Origin of the sequence: Paraburkholderia sp. RL17-373-BIF-A, from assembly GCF_046030175.1 — a bacterium.
GTDB lineage: Bacteria > Pseudomonadota > Gammaproteobacteria > Burkholderiales > Burkholderiaceae > Paraburkholderia.
This window is the reverse complement of sequence record NZ_JARESO010000012.1, coordinates 153098-173060: the sequence shown is the minus strand read 5'-3', so window position 1 is coordinate 173060 and position 19963 is coordinate 153098. Positions and strand designations below refer to the sequence as shown.

At 63.3% G+C, this 19963-nt stretch carries 17 protein-coding genes; 7 read left to right on the top strand and 10 right to left on the bottom strand.

From position 1 onward, the window contains the following. Position 1: 1 nt before the first annotated feature. Positions 2-955 (bottom strand): complex I NDUFA9 subunit family protein, encoded by a 954-nt coding sequence (locus P0D80_RS17475; protein ID WP_408285666.1) that lies wholly within the window; start codon positions 953-955, stop codon positions 2-4. An 81-nt stretch (positions 956-1036) separates the two neighbouring features. Continuing rightward, the gene (locus tag P0D80_RS17470) at positions 1037-3004 is read right to left on the bottom strand and encodes a lytic transglycosylase domain-containing protein (RefSeq protein WP_408176461.1); all 1968 of its coding nucleotides are present in this window, start codon (positions 3002-3004) and stop codon (positions 1037-1039) included. A 77-nt stretch (positions 3005-3081) separates the two neighbouring features. On the opposite strand from P0D80_RS17470, the gene P0D80_RS17465 reads away from it, so the two are divergent. Beyond that, the gene (locus tag P0D80_RS17465; RefSeq protein ID WP_243658237.1) at positions 3082-3624 is read left to right on the top strand and encodes a 5-formyltetrahydrofolate cyclo-ligase; all 543 of its coding nucleotides are present in this window, start codon (positions 3082-3084) and stop codon (positions 3622-3624) included. Positions 3625-3690: 66 nt separating this feature from the next. On the opposite strand, the gene P0D80_RS17460 is transcribed toward P0D80_RS17465, so the two are convergent. Continuing rightward, the gene (locus tag P0D80_RS17460) at positions 3691-4203 is read right to left on the bottom strand and encodes a winged helix DNA-binding protein (RefSeq protein WP_132376643.1); all 513 of its coding nucleotides are present in this window, start codon (positions 4201-4203) and stop codon (positions 3691-3693) included. Positions 4204-4410: 207 nt separating this feature from the next. Here P0D80_RS17460 and pxpB point away from each other — a divergent pair, with 207 nt between their 5' ends. From pxpB to P0D80_RS17430, 6 genes are all read left to right on the top strand, one after another. After that, complete coding sequence (gene pxpB, locus P0D80_RS17455; RefSeq protein ID WP_408285657.1) at positions 4411-5064, top strand: 5-oxoprolinase subunit PxpB; 654 nt, start codon at positions 4411-4413, stop codon at positions 5062-5064. Beyond that, positions 5061-6113: a 5-oxoprolinase subunit C family protein gene (locus P0D80_RS17450; protein ID WP_408285654.1), complete on the top strand. Its 1053-nt coding sequence runs from the start codon at positions 5061-5063 to the stop codon at positions 6111-6113. Before pxpB ends, P0D80_RS17450 begins: the two co-directional genes overlap by 4 nt. A 100-nt stretch (positions 6114-6213) precedes the next feature. Continuing rightward, the gene (pxpA, locus tag P0D80_RS17445) at positions 6214-6966 is read left to right on the top strand and encodes a 5-oxoprolinase subunit PxpA (RefSeq protein ID WP_408176456.1); all 753 of its coding nucleotides are present in this window, start codon (positions 6214-6216) and stop codon (positions 6964-6966) included. A gap of 252 nt (positions 6967-7218) precedes the next feature. Then, positions 7219-7968, top strand: a complete 750-nt coding sequence (locus tag P0D80_RS17440; protein ID WP_132376639.1) for a DUF969 domain-containing protein — start codon at positions 7219-7221, stop codon at positions 7966-7968. Continuing rightward, complete coding sequence (locus tag P0D80_RS17435) at positions 7965-8921, top strand: DUF979 domain-containing protein (protein WP_408176455.1); 957 nt, start codon at positions 7965-7967, stop codon at positions 8919-8921. Before P0D80_RS17440 ends, P0D80_RS17435 begins: the two co-directional genes overlap by 4 nt. Positions 8922-9135: 214 nt before the next feature. Further along, complete coding sequence (locus P0D80_RS17430; protein WP_408285650.1) at positions 9136-10971, top strand: tetratricopeptide repeat protein; 1836 nt, start codon at positions 9136-9138, stop codon at positions 10969-10971. Between the two features lie 108 nt (positions 10972-11079). Here P0D80_RS17430 and P0D80_RS17425 read toward each other — a convergent pair whose 3' ends face one another. The 7 genes from P0D80_RS17425 to P0D80_RS17395 form a co-directional block, all read right to left on the bottom strand. After that, positions 11080-12243 carry a TraB/GumN family protein gene (locus P0D80_RS17425; RefSeq protein WP_132376636.1) on the bottom strand — a complete coding sequence of 388 codons (1164 nt, stop codon included), beginning with the start codon at positions 12241-12243 and terminating at the stop codon, positions 11080-11082. Further along, positions 12236-13255, bottom strand: coding sequence for a peptide ABC transporter ATP-binding protein (locus tag P0D80_RS17420; RefSeq protein WP_132376635.1), 1020 nt, complete (start codon positions 13253-13255; stop codon positions 12236-12238). The genes P0D80_RS17425 and P0D80_RS17420 overlap by 8 nt, the downstream gene beginning before the upstream one ends. Further along, positions 13252-14256 carry an ABC transporter ATP-binding protein gene (locus P0D80_RS17415; protein WP_132376634.1) on the bottom strand — a complete coding sequence of 335 codons (1005 nt, stop codon included), beginning with the start codon at positions 14254-14256 and terminating at the stop codon, positions 13252-13254. Before P0D80_RS17415 ends, P0D80_RS17420 begins: the two co-directional genes overlap by 4 nt. 1 nt (position 14257) lies before the next feature. Beyond that, complete coding sequence (locus P0D80_RS17410) at positions 14258-15175, bottom strand: ABC transporter permease subunit (RefSeq protein WP_106284839.1); 918 nt, start codon at positions 15173-15175, stop codon at positions 14258-14260. Positions 15176-15181: 6 nt separating this feature from the next. Beyond that, complete coding sequence (locus tag P0D80_RS17405; protein ID WP_091798153.1) at positions 15182-16192, bottom strand: ABC transporter permease subunit; 1011 nt, start codon at positions 16190-16192, stop codon at positions 15182-15184. A 138-nt stretch (positions 16193-16330) separates the two neighbouring features. After that, on the bottom strand, positions 16331-17959 hold the full coding sequence (locus P0D80_RS17400; protein WP_116118485.1) for an ABC transporter substrate-binding protein: 1629 nt from the start codon (positions 17957-17959) through the stop codon (positions 16331-16333). A gap of 242 nt (positions 17960-18201) precedes the next feature. Then, positions 18202-19845 (bottom strand): ABC transporter substrate-binding protein, encoded by a 1644-nt coding sequence (locus tag P0D80_RS17395; protein WP_408176451.1) that lies wholly within the window; start codon positions 19843-19845, stop codon positions 18202-18204. Between the last annotated feature and the right edge of the window lie 118 nt (positions 19846-19963).

Below are 19963 nucleotides of genomic sequence, written 5' to 3'. Positions count from 1 at the left end.
TTTAACGTCCCGCGCTGGCGCGGAACGTGTCGAAGCGCGAACGCGTGGACGTGCCGGTCAGATAAATCGGCGCGATCGTTTCGATACTGGCCGGCTCGATGCCGAGTTCAGGCGCAAGCGGTCCGCTCAACACGTTGTCGACTTTCATCGAATCGAGATTGTCGCGCGAGATCACCGGTTCGCCGGGTGCCATTTCGAAGGTCAGCGCCTGCAGCCGCGCGAACGCTTCCGGCAAGCGGATGATGCGTGCATGCTTGCCGATCACATCGCCGCAATACTTGACGAGATCTTCGAGCGAGTAAACAGTCGGGCCGCCCAGTTCATAGGTGCGGCCGCCGGCGGCATCGAGGTCGAGCACGTTGACGATCGCCTTCGCGACGTCGCCGACGTACACCGGCTGGAATTTCGCATCCGGCATGGCGAGCGGAATCACCGGAAACATCCGTTGCAGGAAGGCGAATTTGTTGAGGAATTGATCTTCCGGGCCGAACACCACGGAGGGCCGGAAAATCGTCCACGCCAGATTCGCCGCGTGCACGGCCTTCTCGCCGTCGCCCTTTGAGCGCGTGTACATGCTCGGGCCGTTCGGGTCGGCGCCGAGCGCGCTGATATGAAGCAGCCGGTGCACGCCCTTGCCTTCGCACGCGGCGACGACTTTAGTCGGCAATTCCACATGCATCCGCGCGAACTCCGGGCCATACGGCGTGCCGCGTTTGCCGTGCAGCGTGGCCACGAGGTTGATCACGCAATCGGCGCCTTCGACGAAGCGCGCGAGCTGGACCGGATCGAACACGTCCGCTTCGATCACGTCGATGGGCAACAGGGTGAGATGGCGGGCGTTGTAGCGCCGCCGGGTGGCGATGCGCACGTCCTTGCCCATTTCGACGAGGGCGTTGACAAGATGGCTGCCGATAAAACCTGAGCCGCCGATGATCGCAATGGCTTTATGTCGCATTTTCGACTCCCTGGTGGAAGCCGCGGCAACGGCTGGCGTGGCGCGCCGCCGCCTCGGAACGAGGTGGCGGCGGCACGGCGCTTACGGCGCGATATAACCCAGCCGCGCCTTCAGCGATTGCGGACGGCCTTCGAACAATGCCGCGTAGTAGACCGTGTTGGACAACACATTCTTAACGTAGTCGCGCGTTTCCTGGAACGGAATCGCCTCGGCGAAGATCGCGCCTTCCACCGGATGCTGCAAGGACTGCCGCCAGTTGCGCGGACGGCCTGGACCGGCGTTATAGCCCGCGGTGGCCAGCACGGCCGACCCATCGAACTGATTGTAGATCATCGACAGGTAGTTCGTGCCGAGCAGGATGTTGGTGTTGATGTCGTTCATCTGCTCGCGCGAGATCGGACCCAGGCCGATCTTCTTCGCGACCAGTTGCGCGGTGCCCGGCATCAACTGCATCAAACCGCTCGCGCCAACTTCCGAGCGCGCGTTCATGATGAAGCGCGACTCCTGGCGAATCAGGCCATAGGCCCACTCCACGTCCAGTCCATTCGACTGCGAATCGCGCTCGACGATATCCTTGAACGGCGACAGATAACGCAGCGAGAAATCATGCTCGCTCTTCGTGCGATCCGCCGTGTTGACGGTGCGGTCATACAGCTCGATACGGCGCGCGTATTCGGCGGCCGCGATCAGTTGGCGGTCGCTCATGGTACGCAGCGGCCAGTTCCATTCGCGATTGCCTTCGAGCCGCAGATTCAGCGCGTAGAAGCGCTGCGCCAGATCGAAGCCGGGCGTGTTGCCGGCCTGTTGCACCTCGGCGTCGCTCACCGTGGTTTTCGGCGGAACCGTGATCTTCTGGCCCAGTTCTTCCGCGGCTAACTGGCCGTAGAAGTTGAAGCCCTGCGAAATCGACTCGAATTCCTGATTGGCCGTGGTCGTGTCGCCGGCCTGCTTGAGCGCACGGGCATGCCAATACACCCACGACGGCTGATTGCGCAGCGCAGCGGGCATCTGTTCGATCGACCAGCGCACCATCGTCCAGTCGCCCGCGAGCAAGGCGGTGCGGGTGCGCCATTCATACGCGGGGTTCGACAGCGGCGCATTCACCGACAGGCGATACCAGTCCACCGCGCTCGGCATCTGCTTGGCGGCGGCCTGATAGGCAATCGTGCCCCAGCCGATGGCGCGCTCGGGCGAGCTCAGCGACGGCGCCACCGAGGCAAACGTGGCCGCGGCCATGGCCGGATCGTTGCGCGCCATGCGCGTGATGGCCAGCAACGCCAGTTGATGCGACTGCGTATCCGGACCGACGCCGCGCGCCAGCAGCAGCGGCGGCGTAGTGGTGGCCTGATTGAACAGCACCGGATCGGGCGGCTCGTTGCTGAGCGCATCGACGAGCTTCGCGCCCGTGTTGGTGTAGTTCTGTTCGTAGGCGAGGCGGATCTGTTGCCATACGTCGGCCGAATTGAACTGCTGGTTGATAGCCAGCGAGTTGATCAGATCGACGCAGCCGTCACCGTACCACTTCGGATCGACGAGCAGCGCGCGCGCCGCATCCGCGACGTTTTCGCCGCGCGAGGCGCGCGATTCGAGCGCGTAGCACTTCACCTGCGTGTCGTCGTTCAGCACGAAACGGGCGTATTGCTGATCGAAGTTGCGCCAGTCGTGACGCGCGCCGAGCACCGTGAGGTAGTCGTTGCGCATGCGGTCGGCGATCGCCTGGCCGTCGTACTTTTGCAGAAACGACAGCACCGGCGCGTCCGGCGCGTCGATCCGCGCGTGGCCGCTCGAATCGAACAATTGCGGCTTGATCTGGAAGTACTCCAGATACGAAGGCGCCGGATAGCTCGGGATCATGCTGGCCAGCTGCGCTGCGCGCGCCGCGTCGTTATTGCGGGCGGCCTCGCGCAATTGGACGAAGATCTGGTCGTCGTTCGTGAGTTGCGAAAGGGGGAGGGGCTTGACGGCGGAGGCCGTGCTGCACGCGACGAGTGCCGCAGCGGCAAGCGCCAGACCGGCCGCGCGATATACTCGGTAAAGGCGTTTTGACATCGTTGTTTCTGGAGCGCGAATTGAACCCAAGCATAGCATGCAACCCTGCAGCGGAATCGAAAAAGGCGCTGCGTAAAATGCTATTGGAAGCAAGGCTACAAGCCGCTTCTGAGCCCGCGCACAATACCGCGCTCGCACGGCACCTGCTGGATGCGTTAAAGCAGTACGGTGTGAATAGCGTGGGATTCTACTGGCCGCTCGCCGGTGAATTCGACGCGCGCGCCGCCATCTCAGTCTGGCTAGCGGCAAGCGCGCAACGCGAGGCGAGTCTGCCGGTGGTCAAGGAGCGCGGCGTGCCCCTCGAATTTCATGCATGGACGCCCGCAATGCCGATGAAGATCGGCCATCATGAGATCGCCGAGCCGACGTCCGGGCGCGTTGTGATTCCCCAACTGCTGTTCGTGCCGTGCGTGGGTTTCGACGCTCACGGGTACCGGCTCGGTTACGGCGGCGGCTATTACGATCGCACGCTGGCTGCGTGGCCGAGTGCGGCCAAGCCGATCACCGTCGGCATCGCCTATGAAGCGTGCCGCGCACCGGCATTGATACGCGAAGCCCACGACATTCCGCTCGACCTGATCGTCACCGAGGCGGCGCTCTACCCGCGCCCGGCGGATTGAGCGTTTGGCGCGCGCCGCGCTTTTAGCCTCGGCGCGCCGCGCCGCTGCAAAACAAACAGTCCTGCGTTATAAAGACGCTGCCGCCCGCGCAGCCGTGTCGTAAAGACCTGACGCGTTGCGCATCAACTGCGCCGCTTCGCCGATCTGCTCGTTGGTCAGGCCGCTTTCCTTCAACGTCGAAATCAGACAGCTCTCGCGCACCTCGCGATACTTCAGACAGAGTTCGCGGCCCGAATCGGTCGCCGAGAAGAACACTTCCTTGCCGGTCTTTTCGCTTTTTACATACCCTCTAGCTACGAGCTTCTTCAACGCGTAGGTGGCGACGTGCGTGTCTTCAATGTTCAACACGAAGCAGATGTCCGCCAGCTTCTTGCGTCGCTCGCGATGGCTGACGTGATGCAGCAGCGAGACTTCGATGGCGGTCATGTCCTTTTCGCCTGCCGCCGACATGCAGCGCACCATCCATCGGTTGAATGCATTGCCCGCCATGATGAGCGCGTACTCGAGTTCGGACAGTTCCGCGCTGGTCTCGGACACGAGATGTTCCGAGGAGACGATCTTGGTGGGATGGCGCGACATGGTGACGATTCTCGACAGACAGGTTGGGAAGGTGTCGGGAGTGTACGACGCGCGTTCGATCCCAGGGAGCCTGGCACAAACTCTTATTGAGAAATTGTTGATATTTTATTGATAATGTACGCTTCAACCGTCGCCCGCCCGATGCCGTTAACCGTTCAAAGGGTGTGCTGTGCCCGAATCCATCGACTCGACCTGGGCTGTTAATCCATGAGCCAACCAAGAATTTTTCCGCTCGGCGATAGCGCGCTAGTCTGCGAAGCGCCGCCGCCGGCCACGCTGGAATGCCAGCAGCGCGTGTGGGCGGCCGCCGAGGCCGCGCGCGACTGGCCGCACGTGCTGGAGGTGGTGCCGGGCATGAACAACCTCACGCTCGTCTTCGATCCGCTCGAGGCCGACCGCGACGCGCTGGTGAGCCGCCTGCAGACGGCTTGGAATGCGGTGAGCGATGCGCCCGCGCCGGGCCGTGAAGTCGAGATTCCGGTGCAGTACGGCGGCGAGTTCGGCCCCGATCTGCAAGCGGTCGCCAATCACACGGGCTTGAGCGTGCGCGAAGTCGTCGAACGTCATTCGCGGGGCGAGTATGTCGTGTTCTTTCTCGGCTTCCAGCCGGGCTTCGCCTATATGGGCGGGCTCGAAGCCGCGCTGCACACGCCGCGCCGCTCATCGCCGCGGCTGGAAGTGCCGGCGGGGTCCGTCGGCATCGGCGGCGAACAGACCGGCATTTATCCGGCCACTTCGCCCGGCGGCTGGCAGTTGATCGGCCGCACCGAGCTGCCGCTGTTCGACCCGGCGCGCCGCCCGCCCACGCTGCTGCAGCCGGGCGACCGGGTGCGCTTCACCATCGCGGGGATACACGCATGATCGATGTGATTCGCGCGGGTCTCTTGACCACGATTCAGGATCTCGGCCGTCACGGCTACCGGCATCTCGGCGTCGCGATGGGTGGCGCGCTCGATCGTCTGTCGCTCGAAGTCGGCAACCGGCTGGTCGGCAACCGGCCCGACGCGGCGGGTCTGGAAATCACCTTCGGCCCGACCGTGCTGCGCTTTCTGCGCGCCACGCGGGTCGCTATTACGGGCACCGAATTCGGCGCGACGCTCGACGGCAAGCCGGTCTACTCGTGGTGGAGCCTGCCGGTGCAGGCCGGCCAGGAACTGGTGCTCAATGCGGCCAAGCGCGGCATGCGCGGCTACGTGTGCGTGGCGGGCGGCGTCGACGTCTTACCGATGCTCGGCTCGCGCAGCACCGATCTCGCCGGTCATTTCGGCGGACTCGGCGGGCGCGCGCTACGCGACGGCGACCGCCTGCCGGTCGGCGCGCCGTCGCAGCACGGCCATCTCGGCTTTACGCCGGAGGCGCCGGAGTTCGGCGTGAAGGCGCCCGCCTGGTGCAAGTTCGTGCTGGTTCACGAGCCGCTGCGGCGCGGCCGTCATCCGTCGGGCGTGCCGTGGGCCGTGCCGATCCGCGTGCTGCGCGGACCGGAATACGAAAGCTTCACCGATGAAGCCCACGAGTCGTTCTGGTCCGATGAATGGCTCGTCACGCCGAACAGCAACCGCATGGGCTACCGCCTCGCGGGCAACGAGCTCAAGCGGACCCGGAAAACGGATCTGCTTTCGCACGCGGTGCTGCCCGGCACGATTCAGGTGCCGCCGAACGGCCAGCCGATCGTGCTGATGAGCGACGCGCAAACCACCGGTGGCTATCCGAAGATCGGCGCGGTGATTCAGGCCGATCTGTGGAAGCTCGCGCAGGTGCGCCTGAACGCCGCCGTCCGCTTCATCCCGACGACGCCTTACGAGGCGCGTCAGGCCTTATTGGAAGAACGTACGTATTTGCGGCAGATCGACGCCGCGATCGCGATGCACGAAGAACGCTGGGCGCGGCAAGCGGCCGTCGCAACACTGTAACGACGAGCGCCCCCAACCTGGCGCTTCGCGCCAGCCCCGCAAGGGGGCCCCAAGAAAACTTGGGGCGGCCCGGCGTTTTCTTGAAGAGCAGAGGAACACCATGGAAATCGATTTGAACGCCGATCTCGGCGAAGGTTGCGGGTCCGACGAGGCACTGCTCGACCTGGTCAGCTCGGCGAACATCGCGTGCGGCTGGCACGCGGGCGGCGCCAACGCGATGCGCGATTGTGTGCGCTGGGCGGTGCAGAAAGGCGTGTCGATCGGCGCGCATCCGAGCTTCAATGATCCGGAGAATTTCGGTCGCAAGGAAATGGATCTGCCGGCCAACGACATCTATGCGGGCGTCCTGTATCAACTCGGCGCGCTGTCGGCGATTGCCCAGGCCGAAGGCGGGCGCATCGCGCACGTCAAGCCGCACGGCGCGTTGTACAACCAGGCCGCGCGCGACAACAAGATCGCCGACGCGATCGTCTCGGCGGTGCACGATTTCGATCCGTCGGTGGCGGTGTTCGCGCTCGCCAACAGCGGTCTCGTGACGGCCGCGCGCAACGCGGGTCTGGTTGCCGTCGAAGAAGTCTTCGCCGATCGCGGCTATCGCGCGGACGGCTCGCTGGTGCCGCGCAAAGAACCCGGCGCGCTGCTCGACGACGAAGACGAAGTGCTGACGCGCACGCTCGCAATGGTTCGCGAGCAACGCGTGCAGGCTGTGGACGGTCAATGGGTGTCGCTGAACGCGCAGACCATCTGCCTGCATGGCGACGGTCCGCATGCGCTGGCGTTCGCGCGACGCATTCGCGGCGCGCTGCAGGAAGCGGGCATCGAAGTCCACGCGGCCGGCGCCGCCCGCGCCTGAAGCGCCGGCCGAACCGCGAGCCGGACAGCGCGATTCAAACCTGGTGCTCCTTGCAACGCCCCGCTCCACGCGGGGCGTTTGCCAGGTACACGACGCATTGCAGTACCCGCAGTCGATCAGCGGGTGCAGGTGTAGTTCGAAGCAAACGCGGCCATCAAGAGCCGCGGCAGCAAGACGGCGTCTGGACCACCCGGCGCCGGCCCACGTTAGCCGTCACAAGCGGCGAGGTTGAAACCCTGTTTGGAGATCCAGATGCAGACAACAGTTAGTCTATGGCCGCTCATTGGCGTGGCCGTCATCATCGTCGGCTTTTTATTACGGTTCAATCCGATGCTGATCGTGGCGGTCGCCGCGATTATCACCGGCCTGGCCGCGCACTTCCCGCCTGAAAAGATTCTTGCCGAGATCGGCACCGGTTTCATCAAGACCCGCAATATCCCGTTGATCATTCTCCTGCCGCTCGCCGTGATCGGTTTGCTCGAACGGCATGGCCTGCGTGAGCGCGCGCAAACATGGATCGGCGGCATCAAGGCCGCCACCGCCGGGCGTCTCCTGATCGTCTATCTGCTGGTGCGCGAACTGACCGCGGCGGTCGGTTTGACCGGACTCGGCGGCCATCCGCAGATGGTGCGTCCGCTGATCGCGCCGATGGCCGAAGGCGCGACCGAAACCCGCTTCGGCAAGATCAGCGACGCGGTGCGTTTCAAACTGCGCGCGTTCTCCGCGGCGACCGACAACGTGGGTCTCTTCTTCGGCGAGGACATCTTCGTCGCGTTCGGCGCGATCGTGCTGATGACCACCTTCCTGAAGGAAGCGGGGATCATCGTCGAGCCGATTCACGTGGCCGTATGGGGCATTCCGACCGCCATCTGCGCGTTCATCATTCACGGTTTCCGTCTGTATCTGCTCGACCGCAAGCTCGAGCGCGAACTGCGCGGCAATGCCCCGGCGAGCAACGTCGCTGGTTCGTCGACGCAATCCGCCGCAGGAGACAAAGCATGACGCTCTCGATCACCTATCTCTTCTGGCTGCTGGGCGTGGTGCTGCTGGTTGTCGGCGGCATGATCGTCACGGACAAGGATCACCCGCGCCGTTTTACCGCCGGCGGTTTCTGGATTCTTTACGCGCTGATCTTCCTGATCGGCGACAAGCTGCCGCCCGCCGTGGTCGGTGTGCTCGTGATCGTGATGGCGCTGATTGCCGGCTTCGGCGGCGTGACCGCGGGCAAGCCGAAAGTGCTGTCGCTCGAAGCGCGTAAGGCAAGCGCCGCGCGTCTGCGTAACAAGCTGTTCGTGCCCGCGCTGACGATTCCGGTCGTCACCGTGATCATCACGCTGTCGGCGAGCCATCTGGTGTTCGGCGGCATGCCGCTGATCGAGAAGGCCAACGTCACACTGATCGGTTTCGGCATCGGCTGCGTGATCGCGCTCGCGATTGCCTGCGTGATGACGCGCGACACCGTCGGCCAGTCGATGAAGGAAACGCGCCGGTTGGTCGACGCGCTGTCATGGGCCGCCGTGCTGCCGCAGATGCTCGGCATGCTCGGCCTCGTGTTCTCGGACGCAGGCGTCGGCAAGGCCGTCGCACACGTGACGACGGCCTACATCAGCCTCGACTATCGCTTCATCGCGGTGGCCGTGTACTGCATCGGCATGGCGCTCTTCACCATGGTGATGGGCAACGGCTTCGCCGCGTTCCCGGTGATGACCGGCGGTGTCGGCGTGCCGATTCTGGTGGGCGTGTTTCACGGCAACCCGGCGGTGATGGTCGCGATCGGCATGTTCTCCGGCTACTGCGGCACGCTGATGACGCCGATGGCCGCGAACTTCAACATGGTGCCGGCCGCGCTGCTGGAATTGCCGGACAAGAACGCGGTGATCAAGGTGCAGATACCGACCGCGCTGACCTTGCTCATCGTGAATATCTTGCTGTTGAATTTCCTGATGTTTCTGTAGGACTCTTACCGTTGATGTGAAGAAACACCGACGTATCGCAGGATATCTCCGCGATACGTCGATGAAATGGACTCACTGCACGGCACGGATGCAACCGAATTAGGATGCGTCCGATCGTCGGGAAATGGGGGGCGACCATACGATGCTGGACGGTCTCCCATCCACACGCGCCGGTACGCGCAGCGCGCGCCGCCGACGCTCTCCCGCAGATTCCATGGAACATCAATCCCAGTCTGATCGCGCGCACAACCAACCGCCGCACGCTGCTTACCTCGCCTCATTGGTCGACGCCGCGCTCGAAGCGCATCAGGCCAACCGACTCGACGCCGCCGAATCCCTCTATCGCGAAGCCCTCGTGCTCGATCCCGTCCATACGGGAGCGCTGCACTACTTCGGCGTGCTGCAATACCAGCGCGGTGATCACGACGCCGCCGCCAGCCTGATGAGCCGCGCGCTCAAACTCGACCGTCACGATGCCGCCTGCTGGAGCAACCGAGGACTCGTGGCCGCCGCGCTCGGCCATCTCGACGAAGCGATGATCTGCTACGACCAGGCGCTGCAACTCCAACCTGATTTCGCCGACGCGCACAACAACTTCGGCGTCGCACTGCAAGCGCACGGAGACCTGGACGAAGCGATCGAACAGTACCGGTTGGCGCTGGCCTCGAACCCCGCGCTGCTCGACGCGCATTTGAATCTCGGCACGGCGCTCAGCAAACTCGCGCGTTTCGACGAAGCCCTGGCGTGCTATCGCGGGGTCTTGTCGCTCGATCCGACATCGGCAGAAGCGCACTTCAACGCGGGCAATGCACATAAAGCGCGTGGCGACCAGGACGCGGCGATCGCCAGCTTCGAGCGGGCGCTGGCGCTGCGCGCGAATTATGCGGAGGCGCACGTCAATCTGGGCAGCCTGATCGGTAAGCTCGGCGACTACGCGGGCGCCGAAGCGCATTACCGGCATGCGGTCGCACTCAAACCGATTCCGACTCACCTCGTGTGTCTGGGCGGATCGCTCGGTGCGCAAGGCCGGCTGGACGAAGAGGAAGGTTTCTATCGCCGGGCGCTCGCACTCGATCCGCACTACGCCGACGCGCATCAGAATCTCGCGTGGCTGTTGCTCAAGCGCGGCGACTATCGGCAAGGCTGGGCTGAATTCGCGCTGCGCTGGCGCAAGAGCGACTATGACGCAATCGCGGTGCCGGGCGTGGCCGAATGGCATGGCGAGCCGCTCGAAGGACGTCGTCTGCTGCTGGTCGGCGAGCAGGGTTTCGGCGACCACTTCCAGTTCCTGCGCTTTGCAAGCGTGCTCGCCCAACGCGGCGCGACGGTCGACCTGTGCGTGCGCGAGCCGCTGCTACCTTTGGTCGAACGGATCGCGGGCGTGCGTCGCGCATTCAGCGGCAAGCCCGGCGGCGAATACGATTTCTGGGTACCGATGATGAGCGTGCCGTCGTGCATCGGCATGGATCTCTCCGACATTCCCGCAGACGTGCCCTACCTGTTCGCGGATAAAGCGAAGATGAAGGCATGGCGCAAACGGCTCGGCGCGGCCGACAAATCGAAGCGCAAGGTGGGCCTCGTCTGGGCCGGCAGTCCTACATTCGGCAACGACCGCTATCGTTCGATGACGCTAACCGACCTGTGCGCGCTTGGCGAGTCGGACAACGTCGCCTGGTACGCGCTGCAGAAAGGCCCGGCGCATGCGCAACTGGCCGACGCGCCGCCGGCTTTCCGTGCCCACGATTTCACCGCCGAATTGAACAGTTTCGAAGACACGGCCGCGTTGATCATGAATCTCGACCTGGTGATCGCCGTGGACACCGGCGTCGCGCATCTGGCGGGCGCGTTGGGCAAACCGGTGTGGTTGATGTTGCCCGCCAATTCGGACTGGCGCTGGCTGGAAGCACGCCGAGACTCGCCGTGGTATCCGGGGATGAGGTTGTTCCGGCAGGCGGTGCTGGGGGATTGGGCGCCGGCGGTCAAGGAAGTGACCGGAGCGCTAAAGGCCGCTATGGCTGCGTGTGCCGCGAGCAGTTTGCGGCACACGTGAGCGTCGGACTGGGCGCTTCAGATACCGCTTCCGGTGATGGCCGAACGGCCGATCCGGTTTAGGACATTTGAGTCGCTGCGTAGATCTCGTGCCGGGCTGCGATGAAGCTCAACCCGCCTCCACCACAAACCCGTGCTGCCGCAAAATCTGCAGCACGCCTTTGCGGCCACCCAGATGCAACGCGCCGATCGCCACGAAAACCGGCTTGTTGGGCGCGGCGATCAGCAGCATCCGCGAAACGAAGCGGCGGTTGCGGTCATAGACGATCTTGTTGTCGATCGAATCGGAGATGCGTTTGTCGCGGGCCAGTTTTTCGGATTTCGCGGCCTGCCAGGCGGCGATCGCATCCGCATCGCCCACGCGCCACAGACGGTGCAAGGTCCGCACATCCGCGACGTTTTCCGCCGGCGTTTGCACCAGATCCTGCGCCAGCATCTCGCGCTGCTGCGCGAGCGACAGTCCCGTGAACGCGCGCATCTGCTGCGACAACGTCTCCAGACCGACGATCTTGCCGCGCGTGCGGAGATAGACGTTTTGCAGTTGCGCTTCCGACCCGTACTCAGTCTGCAAGCCGGCACTCAGCGAATCGTAGGTTTCGACCAGCAGCGAAGCGAGCCACGGCCGCATCTTCTTGATGGCGTCGAGCGCCGCCGGGTTGCCGTGCAGCCGGAGGGCCAGCTTGTGCCACAAAGGCTCGGGCAGCAATCCCGGCAGACAGTCGCGCCGGCAGACGCCGTACTTCGAGACGTCGTCTTGCGAAACCAGCAGTTCGTCGGGTGACAGTTCGAGCGCCAGCGTCGGCGAGGCGGCGAGTGCGCCAAGGATCGGCGCGCGGAAAGGCTGATTGGCGGGGTAGTCGGCGGGATCGCCGACATGCAGCGTGCCCAGCACGTAGATGGTGGTCGTGCCGCGTGTCGCGACATAGAACGGCATGCGCGCAGGCTGCGCGCGCACCGGGCCGCTCGCCGTGGTGCCCGGCAAGGCAGGCGGCGCAACGGGCGGCGGATTGAGGCCCGGCAAACTGGTGCGTGGCGGCGCCGGCATGTTGGGCACCGGGAGCGCCGGACGCCCCGCCTGCGCGGGTGCATTGGCGGCCGCCCCGGCGGCATGCGCGACGCCGATCGGCCCGACGCCGGGATGAAATACGGAACAAACGCCGAAGAGCGCGGCACCGGTCAGTGCACGCGCCCTCCAGCGCCGCGTGAAAGCAGCATTCAGGCCGCCATCACGCAAGCGGCGCGTAAGACGACGCGCCGCCAACCCATCAGGCATCCACGTCCCCCACCTCCTCGGCGCGGTGACACGACACCTGGCGGCCATCCACTTCGCGCAGCTTCGGTTCTTCGCTGCGGCAGCGGTCGATCACGTACGGGCAGCGCTGATGAAACGTGCAGCCCGACGGCGGATTCAGCGGCGAGGGCATTTCACCTTGCAGCTTGATCTTGATCGTGCGATCCGCCTCGAAGATCGACGGCGTGGCCGACATCAGCGCGCGCGTGTACGGATGACGCGGGTTCGAGAAAATCCGCTTCTTGTCGCCGAGCTCCGCCACGCCGCCGAAGTACATCACCATCACGTCGTCGGCGATATGCTCCACCACCGAGAGGTTGTGCGAGATGAACACGTAGCTGGTCTTGAACTGCTCCTGCAGATCCATGAACAGATTCAGAATCTGCGCCTGGATCGACACGTCGAGCGCCGACACGGGTTCGTCGGCGACCACGATCTGCGGGTCGAGAATCATCGCGCGCGCAATCGCCACGCGCTGGCGCTGACCACCGGAGAACATATGCGGATAACGCTTCGCATGTTCCGGACGCAGACCGACGGTGCGCATCATCTGCGCGATCCGTTCGGCGCGTTCGGTCACGCTTAGTTGCGTGTTGATCGCAAGCGGCTCGCCGAGCGTCTGCTCGACGGTCTTGCGTGGATTCAGCGAGGCAAACGGGTTCTGGAACACCATCTGCACGCGCCGACGCAGCGCCGCGATTTTCGCGTGATCGGCGCCGGCCACGTCTTCACCGTCGATCAACAGACGGCCCGCGGTGGGCGCTTCGATCATGGTCAATTGACGCGCGAGCGTCGATTTGCCGCAGCCGGATTCGCCGACCACCGCCAAGGTCTTGCCGCGGTCGAGCGCGAACGAGACGCCGTTGAGCGCCTTCACCGTGCCCGACGCGAACATGCCGCGCTTGACCGTGTAGTAGCGCGCCAATTGCTCCGCGACCAACACGTGATCGCCCGCATGGTCCGACTGGCGCCGCGTTTCGAGTACTGCGTTCATCGTGCGCCTCCATGGGTGTGAACGTTGGCGTCGCCGCTCAGGTTCAGGGGTTTGATGCAGCGCACGCGCGCCACTTCAGCGTGACCTTGCATCGGCGCGAGCGCGGGCCGCGCTTTCATGCAGTCGTCGACCACATACTTGCAGCGCGGCGCGAACAGACATCCTTTAGGACGATCGTCGCGACCCGGCACCATGCCCGGCAATGCAGCGAGCCGCACGGCGCCGACATTGTGCTCGGGAATCGCCGCCAGCAACGCTTCCGTGTACGGATGATGCGGCGCGGCGAAGATGTCGGGCACGCGGTTGGTCTCGATCACTTCGCCAGCGTACATGACCGCGACGCGTTGCGCGACCTCGGACACTACGGCCAGATCGTGCGAGATCAGCACGAGCGCCATGCCGCGTTCCTTCTGCAGCTTGATCAGCAGCTCCATGATCTGCGCCTGGATCGTCACGTCGAGCGCGGTGGTCGGCTCGTCGGCGATCAGCAGCTTCGGGTTGCAGGCAATCGCCATCGCGATCATCACGCGCTGGTTCATGCCGCCCGACATCTGATGCGGAAACGAACCAATGCGGCCTTTCGGGTCGGGAATGCCGACCTGATCGAGCAGTTCCAGCGCGCGCTTGTCCAACGCACTACCGCGCAAGCCTTCATGCAGCTTCAGCACTTCCTTGATCTGATAGCCGACGGTGTAGCTCGGATTCAGACTGGTGAGCGCGTCCTGGAACACCATCGCGATGTCTTTGCCGATGATCTTGCGGCGTTCCTTCGCCGACGCCTTCAGCAGGTTCTTGCCGTTGAAGGTGATTTCGTCGGCGGTCACGATGCCCGGTGCGTCGATCAGGCCCATCAGCGCCATCATCGTCACACTCTTGCCCGAGCCCGATTCACCGACTACGCCGACCACTTCGCCCGGCGCGACATCGAGGTTGATCCGGTCGACAGCGGGCAGTCCGTTGAAGTTCACCGCCAGATTGCGGATGGTCAATAAGGTACTCATGTCAGGCCATCCTTTTCAGTTTGGGATCGAGTGCGTCGCGCAGCCCGTCGCCGAGCAGATTGATCGCGAGCACCGAGATCAGGATGGACAGACCCGGCATGGTGACGATCCACCAGGCGCTGTCGATGTAATCGCGCGCCGAGGCCAGCATTGCGCCCCACTCCGCCGACGGCGGTTGCACGCCGAGGCCGAGAAAGCCGAGTGCCGCGGCGTCGAGAATCGCCGACGAAAAACCCAACGTGGCCTGCACGATCAGCGGCGCGGTGCAGTTCGGCAGCACTTGCGAGAACATCAGACGCAAGGTGCCGGCGCCCGCCACGCGCGAGGCCGTCACGTACTCCTTCTGCAACTCTCCTTGCGCCGATGCGCGCGTCAAACGCACATAGCCCGGCAGCGCGACGATCGCGATTGCCAGCATCGTATTGACGAGACCCGGACCGATGATCGCCACCACCGCGACGGCGAGCAGCAGCGACGGCAACGCGAGCAGCACGTCCATGATGCGCATGATCGGCGTGTCGGCCCACTTCTCGAAGAATGCCGCGATCAGACCGAGCACGACGCCCGGAATCAACGCGAGCACCACCGAGACGAAGCCGATCCAGAACGACAGCCGCGCGCCGTACATCAGACGCGAGAGGATGTCGCGGCCCGCTTCGTCGGTGCCGAGAATGAACTTCCAGTTGCCGCCCTCGAGCCATGCGGGCGGAATCTTGACGAAGTCGCGGTATTGCTCGATCGGACTGTGCGGCGCGATCAACGGCGCGAAGATCGCGATGAAGATCAGCACGAGCACGATGACGCCGGCGCTGACCGCGCCACGGTTACGCGAGAAATTCGCCCAGAATTCCCGGGCGGCGATAGCGCGGCCACTCGGAGGAGTGACCGACTGGGGGACTGTATTTTGAATGTCTGCCATTTCGGTTCACCTCGTATGGCGGATGCGCGGATTCAGCACGCCGTACAACAAATCGACGACGAGGTTCACGACGATCACCAGCGTGGCGATCATCAGGATACCGCCCTGCACCACCGGATAGTCGCGCCGGCCGATCGCGTCGATCAGCCACTTGCCGATACCCGGCCACGAAAACAGCGTCTCGGTCAGCACCGCGCCCGCGAGCAGCGTGCCGACCTGCAGACCGATCACCGTCACCACCGGAATCAGCGCATTGCGCAATGCATGCACGACGATCACGCGCCCCGGCGACAAGCCCTTCGCGCGCGCGGTGCGGATGTAGTCCTCACGCAGCACTTCGAGCATCGACGAGCGCGTCATGCGCGCGACGACCGCCAGCGGAATCGTGCCGAGCACGATGGCCGGCAGGATCAGATGGCTCAGCGCCGACTTGAACGCGCCTTCGTCGGTGGACATCATCGCGTCGATCAGCATGAAGCCGGTCACGTGCGGAATGTCGTATTCGACCGCGATGCGGCCGGACACCGGAGTCCAGCCGAGCTTCACGGAGAACACCATGATGAGGATCAAGCCCCACCAGAAGATCGGCATCGAGTAGCCGGTCAGGGCCGTGCCCATCACGCCGTGATCGACCACCGTGCCGCGCCGCAACGCCGCGAACACGCCCGCCGGCAAGCCGACGATCAGCGCGAACAGCATCGCGCAGATCGACAGTTCGACGGTAGCGGGAAAGCGTGCGAGGAATTCGCCCATCACGCTGGTGTTGGTGATGATCGAGGTGCCGAGGTCGCCGTGCAGCGCGCGCCCGATGTAGTGGACGTACTGCATCGGCAAGGATTCGTCGAGCCCGAGCCGGTGCATCGCGGCGGCGTGCATGGCGGGATCGACGCCGCGCTCGCCCATCATCACTTCGATGGGGTCGCCCGGTATCAGGTGAATCAGCGCAAACGCGAGGATCGTGATGCCGATGAAGGTCGGAATCACCATGCCGATGCGGCGCAAAACAAAGCGGAACATGGTTCGTCCCTATGGTCTTGGTGAAGAAAAAACGCAACCGGCGACGAGGGCTCGTGACCCCGGTCGCCGGACCATTTCGACCAGTTTTCTAACCGTGCGAAAAGCGTACTGCGCGAATTTTACGACTAGCTTGACGAATTACTTGATGCTGACGCCATCGAAACGCGCGTAGCCGAGCGGTTCGATGCGCATGTCCACCACCTTCTTGCTGACAGGCTGGTACACCGTGGAGTGAGCGATCGGCGAGAACGGCAGTTGCTGCGCGAAAATCTGCTGCGCCTGCATGTAAGCCGTCGTGCGCGCGCCCTGATCAGACGTGACGCGACCCTTCTGGATCAGGTCGTCGAACGGCTTATAGCACCACTTCGAGAAGTTGTTGCCGTTCACCGCTTCGCAGCCGAGCAGCGTGCCGAGCCAGTTGTCCGGATCGCCGTTGTCGCCGGTCCAGCCAATCAGCATCGTATCGTCCTCACCTGCGTGAGCGCGCTTGATGTACTCGCCCCACTCATACGTGACGATCTTCGCCTTCACGCCGATCTTGGCCCAGTCGGCCTGGATCATTTCCGCCATCAGGCGGGCGTTCGGGTTGTACGCGCGTTGCACCGGCATCGCCCACAGCGTGATGTCGAAGCCGTTCGGGTAGCCAGCCTTCGCCAGCAGGGCCTTGGCCTTGTCGGTATCGTAAGACGCGCTCTTCAGGTTCTTGTCGTACGACCATTGGGTCGGCGGCATCGGATTCGTGGCAGCCTGGCCCGCGCCCTGGTACACCGAGTCGATGATCGCCTTCTTGTTGATCGCCATGTCGAGCGCCTGACGCACTTCGACCTTGTCGACCGGCTTGTGCGTCACGTTGTACGCGAGGTAGCCGAGGTTGAAGCCCGGTTGCGACGGCATCGCGATGTTCGCTTCAGCCTTCAGCGGCGCGATGTCGGCGGGACGCGGATAGCTCATCACCTGGCATTCGTCGCGCTTGATCTTCTGCACGCGCACGCCGGCGTCCGGCGTGATCGAGAAGATCAGCTTGGAGATCTTCACCGTGTTCGGCTTCCAGTAATCCGGATTGCCGTCGAAGCGGATCGTCGCGTCCTTCGTGTAGCTGCGGAAGATGAACGGGCCCGTGCCGACCGGGAACTGGTTGATGTCGGCGGCCTTGCCGGCTTTCATCAACTGGTCGCCGTATTCACCCGAGAGAATCGACGCGTATTCCATTGCCAGATTCTGGATGAACGGCGCGTTGACTTCCTTCAGCGTGAACTTGACCGTGTACGGATCGACCTTTTCGACACTGGTGATCAGCTTGTCGAGGCCCATGTCCGTGAAGTACGGGAACTGGACCGGGTAAGCCTTATGAAAGGCCGAGTTCGGGTCCAGCATGCGCTGGAACGTGAACACGACGTCGTCCGCATTGAATTCGCGCGTCGGCTTGAAGAACGACGTGGTCTGGAACTTCACGCCATGACGCAGATGGAACGTGTACGTCTTGCCGTCCGCGGACACGTCCCACTTTTCGGCGAGGCCCGGTTCGACCTTGGTGCCGCCGCGTTCGAATTCGACGAGACGGTTGTAGACCGTGAACGTATTAGCCGTGAAATCGGTGCCCGTGGTGTATTGGGCAGGATCGAAACCCGCAGGGCTGCCTTCTGAGCAGTAGACCAGGGTTTTGTTCGGAATCTCAGCGCGCGCGACACTTGCGCCCACCATCGATGCCGCTGCAGCTGCGACGAGCGTCGTAACACGCGCGGCGCGCAACAGATTGTTTTGCTTCATGTTTCCTCCAGGTTCGTGGCCGGCTCCCGCCGGCGTAGCGCGATATTACTTGAGCTTGGCTCACAGCACCAAGCGGAGGAAATTCCAGGTGTATCGATCGGAGTTACCGCTTTAGCGATTACTCCGATCCCACGCAGCGTGGACGATCGGAAACCATTCGGGCATAAGGGCCGCCGCACGCCGGCGCTGGCCGGAGCATGCGGCTTTAGAGGGTCATCTCAGCAAAAAACGGCCCGCGGGCCTTATTTCAGACCCACATTCATGAATTGCGTCGGGCCGAACGGGTCGATCTTGAAGCCCGTGACGTTCTTGCTGATCGGCTGATAGACCGTGGAGTGGGCGATCGGCGTGAACGGAACCTGATCCTTGAAAATTTCCTGGGCTTCCGTATAAGCCTTGGTGCGCTCAGGCAGAGCGGTCGTGCCACGGCCCTTTCTGATCAAATCGTCATAAGGTTTGTAGCACCATTTGGAAAAGTTACTGCCGTTGACCGCGTCGCAGCCCAGCAATACGCCGAGCCAGTTATCCGGATCGCCATAATCGCCGGTCCAGCCGATCAGCATGGCTTCATGCTCGCCGGCATGGCCGCGGCGAATATATTCGCCCCATTCAAAGGTGGCGATCTTCACCTTGACGCCGATCTTCGCCCAATCGGATTGCAGCATTTCCGCCATCAGCCGCGCATTCGGGTTATAAGGCCGTTGAACCGGCATGGCCCACAGCGTCAAATCGAAGCCGTCCGGATAACCCGCCTGTTTCAGCAGCGCTTTGGCTTTTTCGGTGTCGTACGGGGCGTCCTTCAGATTCTTGTCGTAGCCCCACTGGGTCGGCGGCATGGGGTTGGTCGCCGCCTGGCCCGCGCCTTGATACACCGACTCGATAATCGCTTTCTTATTGATCGACATATCGAGCGCGCGGCGCACCAGCACGTTGTCGAGCGGCTTTTTGGTGGTGTTGTAGGCGATATAGCCGAGGTTGAAACCCACCTCGTTCGGCATGACGAGCGACGCATCGGTTTTCACCGTCGGAATATCGGCGGGACGCGGATACGACATCACCTGGCATTCGCCGCGTTTCAGTTTCTGCAGACGCACGGCCGGATCGACGGTAATCGCGAATATCAGCTTGCCGACTTTGACGACGCCCGGCTTCCAGTAGTCGGGATTACCGTCGAAGCGAATCGTGTCGTCTTTCGTATAGCTGCGGAAAATAAATGGACCGGTGCCGACCGGATATTGATTGATATCCGACGCTTTACCCGCTTTCAATAACTGATCGCCGTATTCCGCCGAGAGAATCGAGGCGAACGGCATCGCGATCTGTTGTAAAAACGGTGCGTCGACTTCCTTCAGCGTGAAACGCACCGTGTACGGATCGACCGCTTCGACCTTCGTGATGTTCTTGGCGAGGCCCAGATCGGTGAAATACGGGAACGGCACCGAGTACGCCTTGCGGAACGGTTGGTCCGGATCGAGCATGCGCTGATAGGTGAAGACGACGTCGTCCGCATTGAATTCGCGCGTCGGCTTGAAGAACGCCGTGGTCTGGAACTTCACGCCGTGGCGCAAATGAAACGTATAAGTCAGCCCGTCCGGCGACACGTCCCATTTCTCGGCGAGACCCGGCTCGATATCCGTGCTGCCGTGCGCGAACTCGATCAGGCGGTTGTAGACCGTGTACGACCCCGCGCTGAACTCGACGCTGGTGGTGTATTGCGCACTGTCGAAGCCCGCCGGACTGCCCTCGGAGCAGAACACGAGGGTCTTGTCAGGCAGCTTGGCCGCGTCGGCGACGGCGGGCGAAAACCCGGCGCTCAAAACCGCACAGACGCTCAACGCCGGAAGGCAGGTTTGGCGAACTGCAAACAGCAACTTGGATACCGTCATCACGTTCTCCGCACAGCAGCCACGTCAGCTGCGCTTTGATCATAGACAGCACAAAAATCGGGTTCAATGCGGGCTTACGCGCCGCAAGCTTGGGTCGGGCTGGCGTGTTTGTTGCGAC

Coding starts and splice junctions, on each gene's coding strand:
- P0D80_RS17475 (WP_408285666.1), bottom strand. CDS start 955: ATGCGACATAAAGCCATTGCGATCATCGGCGGCTCAGGTTTTATCGGC.
- P0D80_RS17470 (WP_408176461.1), bottom strand. CDS start 3,004: ATGTCAAAACGCCTTTACCGAGTATATCGCGCGGCCGGTCTGGCGCTT.
- P0D80_RS17465 (WP_243658237.1), top strand. CDS start 3,082: ATGCTATTGGAAGCAAGGCTACAAGCCGCTTCTGAGCCCGCGCACAAT.
- P0D80_RS17460 (WP_132376643.1), bottom strand. CDS start 4,203: ATGTCGCGCCATCCCACCAAGATCGTCTCCTCGGAACATCTCGTGTCC.
- pxpB (WP_408285657.1), top strand. CDS start 4,411: ATGAGCCAACCAAGAATTTTTCCGCTCGGCGATAGCGCGCTAGTCTGC.
- P0D80_RS17450 (WP_408285654.1), top strand. CDS start 5,061: ATGATCGATGTGATTCGCGCGGGTCTCTTGACCACGATTCAGGATCTC.
- pxpA (WP_408176456.1), top strand. CDS start 6,214: ATGGAAATCGATTTGAACGCCGATCTCGGCGAAGGTTGCGGGTCCGAC.
- P0D80_RS17440 (WP_132376639.1), top strand. CDS start 7,219: ATGCAGACAACAGTTAGTCTATGGCCGCTCATTGGCGTGGCCGTCATC.
- P0D80_RS17435 (WP_408176455.1), top strand. CDS start 7,965: ATGACGCTCTCGATCACCTATCTCTTCTGGCTGCTGGGCGTGGTGCTG.
- P0D80_RS17430 (WP_408285650.1), top strand. CDS start 9,136: ATGGAACATCAATCCCAGTCTGATCGCGCGCACAACCAACCGCCGCAC.
- P0D80_RS17425 (WP_132376636.1), bottom strand. CDS start 12,243: ATGCCTGATGGGTTGGCGGCGCGTCGTCTTACGCGCCGCTTGCGTGAT.
- P0D80_RS17420 (WP_132376635.1), bottom strand. CDS start 13,255: ATGAACGCAGTACTCGAAACGCGGCGCCAGTCGGACCATGCGGGCGAT.
- P0D80_RS17415 (WP_132376634.1), bottom strand. CDS start 14,256: ATGAGTACCTTATTGACCATCCGCAATCTGGCGGTGAACTTCAACGGA.
- P0D80_RS17410 (WP_106284839.1), bottom strand. CDS start 15,175: ATGGCAGACATTCAAAATACAGTCCCCCAGTCGGTCACTCCTCCGAGT.
- P0D80_RS17405 (WP_091798153.1), bottom strand. CDS start 16,192: ATGTTCCGCTTTGTTTTGCGCCGCATCGGCATGGTGATTCCGACCTTC.
- P0D80_RS17400 (WP_116118485.1), bottom strand. CDS start 17,959: ATGAAGCAAAACAATCTGTTGCGCGCCGCGCGTGTTACGACGCTCGTC.
- P0D80_RS17395 (WP_408176451.1), bottom strand. CDS start 19,845: ATGACGGTATCCAAGTTGCTGTTTGCAGTTCGCCAAACCTGCCTTCCG.